The 11608-nt window shown below is 50.6% G+C and carries 11 protein-coding genes; 6 read left to right on the top strand and 5 right to left on the bottom strand.

Annotated features, from left to right (window positions below):
• The first annotated feature begins 227 nt into the window (after window positions 1-227).
• The 4 genes from JIG40_RS09360 to JIG40_RS09345 all read left to right on the top strand — a co-directional run bounded on the left by JIG40_RS09360 (window position 228) and on the right by JIG40_RS09345 (window position 2989).
• Complete coding sequence (locus tag JIG40_RS09360) at window positions 228-743, top strand: NUDIX hydrolase (RefSeq protein ID WP_020430307.1); 516 nt, start codon at window positions 228-230, stop codon at window positions 741-743.
• 22 nt (window positions 744-765) lie between these two features.
• Window positions 766-1770 (top strand): low-specificity L-threonine aldolase, encoded by a 1005-nt coding sequence (gene ltaE / locus JIG40_RS09355; RefSeq protein WP_100267696.1) that lies wholly within the window; start codon window positions 766-768, stop codon window positions 1768-1770.
• Window positions 1771-1836: 66 nt separating this feature from the next.
• Complete coding sequence (locus JIG40_RS09350; protein WP_020329141.1) at window positions 1837-2148, top strand: cytochrome c; 312 nt, start codon at window positions 1837-1839, stop codon at window positions 2146-2148.
• Window positions 2149-2242: 94 nt separating this feature from the next.
• Entirely contained in the window at window positions 2243-2989 is a 747-nt protein-coding gene (locus JIG40_RS09345) for a TetR/AcrR family transcriptional regulator (protein WP_199465220.1), read from the top strand.
• 68 nt (window positions 2990-3057) lie between these two features.
• On the opposite strand, the gene JIG40_RS09340 is transcribed toward JIG40_RS09345, so the two are convergent.
• From JIG40_RS09340 to JIG40_RS22945, 3 genes are read right to left on the bottom strand one after another with little or no spacing between them, the layout of a single operon-like run.
• On the bottom strand, window positions 3058-4326 hold the full coding sequence (locus tag JIG40_RS09340; protein WP_199465219.1) for a DEAD/DEAH box helicase: 1269 nt from the start codon (window positions 4324-4326) through the stop codon (window positions 3058-3060).
• A 36-nt stretch (window positions 4327-4362) separates the two neighbouring features.
• Window positions 4363-4944 (bottom strand): ACP phosphodiesterase, encoded by a 582-nt coding sequence (locus tag JIG40_RS09335; RefSeq protein ID WP_199465218.1) that lies wholly within the window; start codon window positions 4942-4944, stop codon window positions 4363-4365.
• Window positions 4945-4984: 40 nt separating this feature from the next.
• Complete coding sequence (locus tag JIG40_RS22945; RefSeq protein ID WP_020329137.1) at window positions 4985-5110, bottom strand: hypothetical protein; 126 nt, start codon at window positions 5108-5110, stop codon at window positions 4985-4987.
• A gap of 329 nt (window positions 5111-5439) precedes the next feature.
• Here JIG40_RS22945 and JIG40_RS09330 point away from each other — a divergent pair, with 329 nt between their 5' ends.
• Both JIG40_RS09330 and JIG40_RS09325 read left to right on the top strand, forming a co-directional pair.
• A complete protein-coding gene (locus JIG40_RS09330) occupies window positions 5440-6645 on the top strand; it encodes an aromatic amino acid transport family protein (protein WP_154183317.1) in 1206 nt (401 codons plus the stop codon).
• A gap of 201 nt (window positions 6646-6846) precedes the next feature.
• Window positions 6847-8271 carry a methyl-accepting chemotaxis protein gene (locus tag JIG40_RS09325; protein WP_158152245.1) on the top strand — a complete coding sequence of 475 codons (1425 nt, stop codon included), beginning with the start codon at window positions 6847-6849 and terminating at the stop codon, window positions 8269-8271.
• Between the two features lie 61 nt (window positions 8272-8332).
• Here JIG40_RS09325 and galE read toward each other — a convergent pair whose 3' ends face one another.
• Window positions 8333-9349, bottom strand: coding sequence for a UDP-glucose 4-epimerase GalE (gene galE / locus JIG40_RS09320; RefSeq protein WP_199465217.1), 1017 nt, complete (start codon window positions 9347-9349; stop codon window positions 8333-8335).
• Window positions 9350-9404: 55 nt separating this feature from the next.
• On the bottom strand, window positions 9405-11387 hold the full coding sequence (locus tag JIG40_RS09315; RefSeq protein WP_199465216.1) for a diguanylate cyclase: 1983 nt from the start codon (window positions 11385-11387) through the stop codon (window positions 9405-9407).
• Window positions 11388-11608 lie beyond the last annotated feature (221 nt).

Raw genomic sequence — 11608 nt, 5'->3', positions numbered from 1 at the left:
CCACTTTAACCTCACCGCTTCACATCGGACGCAGAACGACCAATCACCGCACGGATAACACAATCCCATCAGATAGTGTTTGGGTTATGAAAACAAATTGAGTTAAGGTGGAAACAGACAGATTCCTACACTGATTCATGACAGTCGAGAATAGCAACTCTTTGATATTAATAAATAATGCTATTAATAACCAAACGCGGCTCTCACCCAACCTGAAGATTATTTGCATGAGCAAAACCATACACACCTGGAAAACCATTTCTCTGATTGAAGAAGAGGTGCAACTGCCAAACGGGCGGACCGTCACGCACACCACGATTGAACATCCGGGCGCTGCGGTGATCCTGCCTGTCACAACAGACAACAAAGTGGTCGTGATCCGTCAGTTCCGTCCCTCTTTGAAAAAATGGTTACTGGAACTGCCAGCCGGCACCATCGAGAAAGGTGAGCAACCATTGGCCTGCGCTCAACGCGAACTGGAAGAAGAGACGGGCTATAGCGCTAGCCAATTTATCGAACTGGGCCAAGTCACACCACTGGCCGGGTTCTGCGACGAAATTCAGTACCTTTATGTCGCGAAACAGCTCAGCAAAACCGCACGTTTAGAATGCGACGACGATGAAGTAATCGAAGTACTGGAATTGTCGATTCACGAGCTGGAACAAAAGATCATTGAAGGTGAAATCAGCGATTCCAAAACCATCGCGTGTTTAAGCAAAGCCAAGCTTTGTGGCTATCTATAAAAAATCGAGACAAGGAGTAGAGATGGATTTTCGTTCTGATACTGTGACCCGACCAACTCAGGCGATGCGGGATGCCATGGCCAACGCGGAAGTGGGCGATGATGTCTATGGGGATGACCCGACGGTTAATGAGCTCGAATGCTGGGCCGCTGAGCGTCATGGTTTTGAAGCGGCGCTGTTTACCACATCCGGCACGCAGGCCAACCTGCTTGGCTTGATGTCTCACTGTGAACGCGGCGACGAGTATCTGTGCGGCCAGCAAGCCCACAACTACAAATATGAAGCTGGCGGCGCGGCCGTCCTGGGCTCTATTCAGCCGCAACCGATTGAAAACAATCCGGATGGCACTCTGGATTTTGCCAAGCTCAAAGCCGCCATCAAACCGGATGATTTCCACTTTGCCCGCACTCGCCTGCTGAGCCTGGAAAACACCATTAACGGAAAAGTGCTGCCACTGGAATATCTGAAACAAGCGCGCGAATTTGTCGATCAGCACAACCTTAAGCTGCATCTTGACGGGGCACGCGTCTACAACGCAGCCGTGGCGCTGGATGTCGATATTCGCGAAATCTCGCAGCACTTTGATTCAATGACGATCTGTTTGTCTAAAGGACTTGGCGCGCCGATTGGCTCGTTGTTGCTTGGTAAGGCCGAATTCATTCAAAAAGCACGTCGCATTCGCAAAATGTTGGGCGGAGGTATGCGTCAGGCGGGGATTCTTGCAGCGGCTGGCAAACTGGCACTCACCGAACAGGTTGCCCAGCTCGCGACCGACCATGAAAACGCGCAACATCTGGCACAAGGTTTGGCTGCTTTACCGGGCTTTCACGTTAATCCAGAGCACGTACAAACCAACATCGTCTTTGCCAAACTCGACAGTCAGGTCGATATCAGCGCCATTTGCCAACAGCTAAAACACAAAGGCATTCTGGTGTCTGCCGGCAATCCGGTGCGCTTCGTCACGCATAAAGACGTGACGCGTAGCGATATCGACCAATTGCTCGCAGAGTTAGCCGCTCTGCTCTAGAACCTCTTGCGCTTCCCCTAAGGGGAAGCTTTACAATAGGCGCAGTTTTTTCATGGAGATTCCATTATGCGCCTATGGCTACTTTTCCCAGTCCTCTTTGTGTCACTCAACGCTCAGGCCGTTGAAGGCGATCCCGTTCTTGGCCAGCAAAAGGCGCCAAGTTGCATATTTTGTCATGGCTCTGATGGAAAAGCCGTTAACTCAAGCTACCCTAATCTCAAAGGCCAGAGCGAAAACTACCTGTTTTCGTCGATGAAGGCTTACCAAAATGGTGAACGTTCCGGGCCATTAGCGCAGATGATGCAAGCGCAGTTGCAAAAGCTCAATGATGAAGACTTGCGTGACATTGCTGCATTTTATGCTTCACAGGGCGATTAAATGAGCAAACAGTCGCTATCACTGTGCTTTTTTCCGTGAAACTCCGGATCAGATCTGGTAAAACAACGGCCGACAAGGTGGACTAAAAGAAGCAATGACAGAAAAGAGACAAGGGCGCCGCAGCGCTCAAGATGCACAGAAAACCCGATATCACATTTTAAAAGTGGCAGCAGAAATGTTCTGCGAGCTCGGCTATGCCCGGGTTTCTCTGCGTCATATCAGTGAAAAGGCCGGCGTATCGCACAGTCTCATTCGTCATCACTTTGGCAGCAAAGAGAAGATTTGGCACAGCATCAGTGATGGTCTGCACCTTTACATGCAACATTACATTCGCAAGGTGCTGGACAACATTCCCGACACCACTCCGGTGAACGTCAAGCTGTATACCTTTATCATGCGCCTGCTCGCTCATGGTCTTATCGTCAAACAACCGATCCAACTGATCGCCGATGCCGTGCGTCAGGAAGATGCGTTGTTCGACTACTTCATTGATACAGCCGGTGAACTGGAGTGTCTGATTGAAGACTTATCCAACCAATACAACACTGAATACCCGGATTCCCCAATTAAAATCTGGGAGCTGAAGTGGCAAATGATTATGTACACCCATGGTGCTGCAAGCCTTACGCCGTTTTTGCGAGAGACCTTTATCGAAGAAACCGACGATCTGGATGTCTGTCTGCTGCGCCACTGGCAACTGTTTAACGACATTATGGTGCACAAATTTAATGTACCTTCAGAGAATGTATTACAACCAAAGGCGGTAACGGATCTGGTTTACAATCTGGACTACAACTGGGAAAAACAGTGCGCGCAGATGTGTGAGATAGCGGAAGAATAGACAAAAGGCTGCCCGAGGGCAGCCTTTTTTAATCGTGTGACATCGAGTCAATTCCAGCTCAATAATGCTTACTGCTTTTTGCCACGGTTGGCATGAATCTTCAGTTTGGCTTTCATTTTACGCTTTTCCGACGAGCGGCTGTTACGGCGAGGCGCATTGCTCTCATCAGTCATCACGACTGGCGACGGCTCATACCCTTTTAGCCACTCTTGCGGCAGACGCTTATCCAGCAGACGCTCGATCGCTTCCAACAGAGGCTGTTCATCGTGGCTCATCAAGGATACCGCAAAGCCGGATTTGCCAGCTCGGCCCGTTCGGCCAATGCGATGAACGTAATCTTCGGCCTTAAACGGCATATCGAAATTCACCACTTGTTCCAGTTCGGCGATATCAATCCCGCGTGCAGCGACATCAGTCGCGATCAACGCGCGAACTTTACCTGCTTTGAAATCATCCAATGCTTTTTGGCGTGCGCCCTGACTTTTATCACCGTTGATCGATGCGGCCTTGATGCCATCCAGTTTCAGCTCTTGTGCCAGAGCATCACTGCCTTGCTTGGTGCGCGTAAACACCAGCACCTGCTGCCAGTTACGTGAACCAATCAGATACGCCAGCAGTTCACGTTTGCGCTTCTTATCCACCGGGTACACCATTTGCTCAACGGTATCAGCTGTAGAGTTACTCGGCGCCACCTGCACTTCAACGGGTGTTTGCATCATGCGATGAGCAAACGCTTTGATTTTGCTATCAAACGTCGCGGAAAAGAATAGGGTTTGGCGATCATGCTGCATTTTACGCAGTACGCGCTGAATGTCCAGCATAAAGCCCATGTCGAGCATGCGGTCGGCTTCATCCAGCACTAAGGCTTCTGCGTTGCCGAGATAGAGCGTTTTCACGTGGGCATGGTCAAGCAACCGGCCTGGGGTTGCGATCAGAATGTCCGCCCCGCCACGCAAATTTTGCTTTTGAACGTTCATACTGGTGCCACCATAGGCAGTAACGATTTTCAGCTCGCTGCCCTGAGCATACGCTTGCAGGTTATCGAACACTTGCTGCGCCAATTCACGGGTCGGAACCAGAACCAGCGCGCGAATATCCTTACTGTTGGCTTCACGAGGCGCCGGGTTATCGAGAAAGCGCTGAATCAGTGGCAGACCAAACGCGGCGGTTTTCCCGGTGCCAGTCTGCGCGCCCGCTAACACATCTTTCCCTTCCAGCACATGCGGAATTGCTTGAGCCTGAATATCCGTTGGCGTTTGGATTCCAAGCTGCTGCAGACGCTCAACCAGCGCCGGAGCAATGCCTAATGAAAGAAAAGTTGAAGATTCTGCGGACATGTTACTTACTCGAAAAACAATGGGCCGCGGATTGTATCAGACCTCTGCGCGTTTGGCTTTCTCTAATACGTCCGGATAGAGAGAGGAAAACAGTTGGCGCAAAGGTTGGTAGTGCTTGTTCATACTGTCAAAACAGTAAGCCAGAGTCGCCATACGTGCACTGCGCTGCGACATGCGTTGCAGCGCAAACTCGATGTTATCGAAGTCAGCATAAGACTCCAGCCAACGTCCCTGCCACATATGTTCAGAAACGCGGGTAAAGCGCTCGGGTAACTCCGCAGGATACGCCTGCTGAACCTGTCGCTGCGCGCCGTTTACGAACGCTCTTAGTGAAAGGTCATGGTACAGGCGCCACTCTTTTGCCAGGCAGTGATCCCAGAACATATCCAGCGCAATCGGCGCAAAACGGCGGGTTTGCGAGGAAAAGCAAGCTTTGGCTTGCTGCATAACCGGATGACTGTCTGTGTATGCATCAACCAAACGATGCAAACGAATACCACGCGCAATCTCGGGAGAGAATTGTGCGCTGGGGTCACCTTTGACAAAATCACCTAACAGATTACCGAGCAGGCTACTCTGACAATGATCCGCGATGTGGAGATGGGCTAGATAGTTCATAAGCGGAAAGCCAACACCAAGGTTGGCTTATCTGACGGGATTATTGAAGACAGAAATCGTCGTTGATTTCTTCACGAGCTGACTCGTATTCAGACAGATCAAAACCAATTTCAAGCGCATCAAGCAGCTCAAGACTGTCTTCTTGGTATGTTGTTTGGTCACTCATTGTCGACCTCCTTAATAAAACGCGGGATTCACCATCCCGTTTCCTTTCTATATTGCTTATATGACACTCCTGTGAAAACCGAAAGTCATCTTGCAACAAAGTATGATGTTTATCATAGGTTGTGCCGCTTTTGCTACCCCATCAATCAGCACAGCCCAAGGCGTACACTTTTAATTACACTTATGGATTTTTATTTTTACAAACACGTTGACCAAAACCCTTTGGTGCTACAAAATAGCTCAAAACCAGCGATTATGACGTTATTAACTGGTTATTATTCGCACAATACACTTATGCAACCACAACAATCGTACATATAAGTTTACATTATGATGCAATCAAAGCTTTTAGGCAGTACTTTGATTATCGCTGGCACCACCATTGGTGCTGGTATGCTGGCTCTGCCGCTAGCCTCAGCCGGAATCGGCTTCTCCACTTCCCTGATGATTATGCTCGCACTGTGGGCACTCATGGCGTTTACCGCGCTGCTGATGGTGGAAATTCACCAATACGCAGACAAAGACGCAACACTGCACACGCTTGCTAAACAGATCCTTGGCAATAAAGGTAAATGGGTCGCGACCTTTGCTATGCTGTTCCTTTTCTACGCACTTTGCGCAGCATACATTGCCGGTGGCGGCGCGCAGTTTACCAACCGCATCAGCGAATTTACCGGCCTTGAAGTGAGCGGGCCGACTGGCACACTGATTTTCACCCTGATTGTCGCGGCGGTCGTTACCATCGGTACGGGTACTGTGGATCGCGTCAACCGCCTGCTGTTTGCGGGTAAGATGGTGGCCATGGTGATGGTGTTAACCTTCCTTGCACCGAATGTCAGTCAGTCTTACCTGCTGAGTATGCCGCTGGGCCAAGGCCTTATCGTCGCCTCTATTCCGGTCATTTTCACCTCCTTTGGTTTCCACGGCAGTATTCCGGCGATCGTTAACTACCTGGACGGTCACACGCCTTCTCTGCGTAAAGCGATCGTCGTCGGCTCTGCAATACCGCTGGTCATCTACGTATTTTGGCAAGTGGTGACACTGGGTGTCGTAAGCCAACCGGATCTGGTTGATAACGCGGGTCTGAGTGCGCTTATCGGCACACTGTCGCAAACCGTTCATCAGTCGAACTTAGGCCATGTGATTGGTATCTTTGCCGATTTGGCACTGCTGACCTCGTTCTTGGGTGTCAGCCTCGGCTTGTTTGAATTCATGGGTGACACCATCCGTAAGAAAGATGGCAACATGAACCGCATCGTCGCGTCGCTGGTCACTTTCACTCCACCGTTGATGTTTGCGCTGTTCTACCCACAAGGTTTTATCATGGCACTGGGCTACGCCGCTATCGCACTGGCTGTGCTGGCTATCTTCCTGCCGTTGGTGATGGTTGCCCGAGTACGTCGTCAGGCGAATAACAACGACTACTACCAAGTAATGGGTGGCACTCCGGCTCTCGCGATCACCGGTGTCGTAGGCATCCTGATCGTCGGCGCGCAGCTGCTCATTACCGTCGGGGTTCTGCCATCTTTGGGCTAATCTTACTTTCGATAGAGTAAACGCAACAGGGTGAATATTACGGTATTCACCCTTTTTATTATTCGCCCACCTAATTTGACAAACATCTCACTTTCATTAATTAACCCAACATATATTTCATAAATTTATGCAAGGTTAAACACATTCAGCGGTACGATATACCCGTCTATTCCAATCTATTTCTGTTGCACCGGAGTAACCATGAAAGAAGTTCAATTCAGGACGATTGACCGCGTGTTCATTAAGATGTCGATCAACGACAAAATGTGGGTGATTTTTGCCCTCTTTCTGACCACGTTAACTGCCATTGCTGGCGCTCGCTACTTCGACACGCTGACGCGTTTTGAAGATCAGTCAAAACTGGCCGTAGAATACAAATTACAAGGGATGTTAAGTCATGGTGACGTGACGACCATTCCGGGGCTACAAACTCGCTCAAGCATTGCCGATACCACTTATAACAACGGCCGCGTGACCGCAACATCGAGCGCGAGCGACGGCAAAGTCTATGCACTCAGCGAAGATTTCACCCGTCAGGCACAGCAAACTCGCTCAGATGCCCTGACCTCTTTCTTTATGGCCTACTTGTGGGCGATTCCGTTTGCCATTTTCGTTTACTGGGTAGCCACCTTTATCGGCGGCGCATTGTGGGTGCTCTACACCACCACATTGAAAATTGCGGAAGGCGATTTGACGTCACGTCTTGGTTTTCACCCGGGCCGCGATGAGTTTGGTACTATCGGCTGCGCACTAGACAACGCCATGGATACGCTGACTGACTTAGTGGTATCGGTGAAAGACAACTCATCCACTCTGAGTGACAGCTCAAACTCGTTTGCCAAAGAGATGAAAGAGAGCGAAACCCAGATTCAAAACCAGTATGCGTCACTGGATTCTGTTGCCACTGCGATGGAAGAGATGACCGCCTCTGCTCAGGAAGTGTCGAGCATTTCTCAGCAAGCGACTCATCAGGCCGAGCAGGATTCAAAGCAGGTCGATAGCAGCCGTCGCCGCGTACAACAAGCGATCAATGAGATTGAGCAGCTATCGCGATTCATTGCGCAAACCTCTTCTTCGGTCTCGACCCTGAACGAGAACGCGATTCAGATTAACGAAGTGATCACCACCATCAACGCAATTTCCGAACAGACTAACCTGCTGGCACTGAACGCCGCGATCGAAGCCGCTCGCGCTGGTGAACAGGGACGCGGTTTTGCTGTGGTTGCGGATGAAGTGCGTACCCTAGCCAGCCGCACGCAGGCAGCGACCGTGGAGATTCAGTCAATGATTGAAAAACTGCAAACCGAAAGCCAGAACATCGCTAAGATGACCCAGCAGACGGTGACACAAGCTCAGAGCAGCAGTTCGCTGGTGTCTGAAATCGGCCAGGACATCAACCAGATCGCCGACTCTGCGCAAATGATTAACGACATGAGCGTGCAGATCTCTACCTCTGCGGAAGAGCAGAGCTCAGTGGCGAATGATATTGCGGCAGAACTGAGTGATATTCGTGCGCAGTCCAACACCATCCGCACAGTAGCACAGCAATCCTCGGCAGGTATTGCCAACATTGCTCAAGCCACGCGCAACCTTGGTCAGATTCTGGAACGTTACCGTACTAACTAAGCTTAACTGTTCGCAGACAAACAAAAAGCCAGTCATCAGACTGGCTTTTTTATCTTTGCCACTAGGCTTGCGGATAACCTTGCGGGTTATTGGATTGCCAGCGCCAGGTGTCCTGAGTCATCTCTTCCAGCGTGCGCGTCGCTTTCCAACCCAGTTCTTGCTGCGCTTTCGCCGGGTCAGCCCAACACTCTGCGATGTCGCCCGGACGGCGTTCCACCAGCAGGTAAGGCACGGCTTTATCTGAGGCCGCTTCAAACGCTTTCACCATCTCCAACACACTGTAGCCATTGCCTGTCCCCAGGTTATAAACGTGCAGACCCGCTTTCTCGCCTACTTTTTGCAGTGCTGCAATATGACCATCCGCCAGATCCATCACATGAATGTAATCGCGCACACCAGTGCCATCTTTGGTCGGATAATCGCTGCCGAAGACCGACAAGAATTCACGGCGGCCGACAGCCACTTGTGAGATAAACGGCATCAGATTATTAGGAATACCTTGTGGGTCTTCACCCAGTTCGCCCGATGGATGTGAACCAACCGGATTGAAGTAACGCAACAAGGTAATGCTCCAGTCCGGGTTCGCTTTTTGAAAATCGGTCAGACACTCTTCAACCATCAGTTTGCTGCGGCCATAAGGGTTCGTCGCACTGGTCGGAAAATCTTCGGTGATTGGCACGGATGCCGGATCGCCATACACTGTCGCCGATGAGCTGAATACCAGCGACTTCACGCCCGCTTCACGCATCGCATCCACCAGCACCAGAGTGCCATTAACGTTATTATCGTAGTATTCCAGTGGCTTCTGTACCGATTCGCCCACGGCTTTCAAGCCAGCAAAATGGATCACCGATTGGATCTGATGACGTTGCATCACGTCGATCAGCAGTGCTTTGTCACGAATATCGCCTTCGATAAATTGAGGACGCACACCTGACACTTTTTCAATACGCGCTAATACGGTGGATTTGCTGTTGTACAAGTTGTCCAGAATGACAGGCGTCATTCCCGCTGCAATCATTTGAATGCAGGTATGGCTGCCAATGTAGCCCATGCCACCTGTTACTAAAACGTTCATGCCTAGCCTCCTTAGAATTTGCGGTCATTGTAGCGGCATTAGCCCCTGAAATCACTCAGGAATCGGCTTGATCTCGCTGTGCCTTATCAATGAGAACAAAACGCCCTTTTCCGGAACACTTGGCCTGATACATGGCACTGTCCGCTGATTTCATGATGGTATCGATGTCCTCATCGACAGAGTCGACAAAATAGATCCCCAGACTCGCGCCGACGCTCAGCAACTGGCCGCGATAGACAATATCCTGCGCAATTAAAGCAAGCAGCCGACTTGCCAACGACGCGACACTGTCACGCTCACTGGGATGAATCACCAAGACAAACTCATCGCCTGAGAGACGCACCACCAGATCGTGGCTGCGCACCTGAGAAAGTAAACGTTCTGACACCTGCCTGAGTACTTCATCACCCGCATCGTGACCATATGAGTCGTTGACTTGTTTAAAGCCATCCAGATCCAGATAAACCAGCGCAAACGGCACCAGTTTGTTACGATTGGTGGCCAGAATATCTTCCAGTACACGGTAAAGTTCACTGCGATTGGCCAGCCCGGTGAGCGAATCATGATGAGCCAGATACTCCAACCGCTCCATCTCTTTGATGTTCGACAAATCGGAAATCATAAACACCATGTCGTAATCGTGTGGCGCTTCCGGCAAAGAAATTCTATTCACCTTGATCAGCAACGGCACCAGATGACCGTCCTGATGTTGCTCCCACACTTCGCCCTGCCAACGGCCCTGCACGGCCACCGCTTCCGAAATGACGGGTAACAGCTCAGAAAGCTGCTGCCACGCCACGCTGTTCTGGGGTTGTCTATCCAACATTAAGTCGCGGCTATAACCGAGCAACCGGGTTACCGCCGGATTAATTAATGTAATTTCACCCTGAGCGTTGAGCACCATCAAGCCATCCTGGCTGTTCTCAAACACCCCGGCCGCCAGACGTTGACGGCGCATAGCAATTTCAACCTCAGTGACATCCTGAATGGCGAACAGCGTCTGCCCCGGACGAGACAATGCCCGACTTCCCACCCGCAACAATAGCTGATGGCTGTACACATCAGTAGCAACCAATAGCTGCTCATCGAGCTGAATTTCATTGCGCAGTGCCGATTCAATCAGATCGATATCCTCGGTTTTCAGCACATGAAACAGATTCGCCCCGCGCAGATAGGCACTGGTGCATTTGAACACATGATTGGCAGCATCATTGGAGTGAATGATCATCCCCATCGCATCGACAACCACCAGTGCGTGCTGCACGGTGTCGACCACTTCGTTCGCGAACGATTTTTCCTGCTCCAGCTTATCGAGGGTAAACAACACCTGACGTTCACGCTGTTCTAACTTATCCAGCATGGTATTGAATGCATTGACCAGATGGCCGATCTCATCGTCCGAACGACTCACCAGTGTTTGGCTGCGCTCACGCTTTTCGATGAACGCCTGCATCGCCTGATTAAGTGCCAGCACGGGAGAAAGAATCATGCGCTGCGCCATCCAGTAAAGAATGAGGCCGCCTACCAATAGCAGTGAGAAAAAGAAGCTGGCGTTATACAGCGCCGATTCGTAGAGCTGGTCGATCGATTGCTTGGAAATAATGACCCGCAAAGACGCCATGTGATCGGTGTCGATCGCAACGGGCACGCGCAGGTAAATATAATCATCGCCAATCGCATACTGATGCAGGCGGATCTGCTCTCGCTGAGCTTCGTTTGGTATCGGCGCGCTGCTGTCTGGCCGCTCATACATCGCAAACAGCTGCTCGTATTCGTTATACAGCTTGACCCGCACCACATCGCTGTCGGCGGAAAATGCCGACAACACTTCTTGCGCCGCCAGTTGATCATCAAACAGCACAGCCGCCTGAAGGTTGTATGCCACGCCTTTCGACAACACATTGACCCGCTCGATGAGGTTGGTCTGGCGTAATTCTGTAGCGGTATACAGCCCGAATCCCTGCGCGATGAAGAAAATCAGCGTCATCAGCAGAAAAATAGGAAACAGCAGTTTGGTGCGCAATGACAGATCAGCCATACCGCCGACCTTGTAATGTCAAATACCGCAGATTCATTATGGCCAATGCGGGCCTGTTGTTAGGTCTCATTTGTCTCGATTTCTGCCACTGCCTTCGATAAAGATAGGCGCAAATTATTGATTTTGAGTAATTGCGAATTCTAAACGGCTATGTCTGCCACACGTCCTCCGCGTTGTACCCGCTCAGTTTTTCACCTATTTTACCGCAAAAATCCCGCACT

This window comes from Vibrio sp. bablab_jr001, from assembly GCF_016464285.1.
Classification (GTDB): domain Bacteria; phylum Pseudomonadota; class Gammaproteobacteria; order Enterobacterales; family Vibrionaceae; genus Vibrio; species Vibrio fluvialis.
Note: the sequence above shows the minus strand (reverse complement) of the source record. Positions and strands in the feature narration are given on the sequence as shown.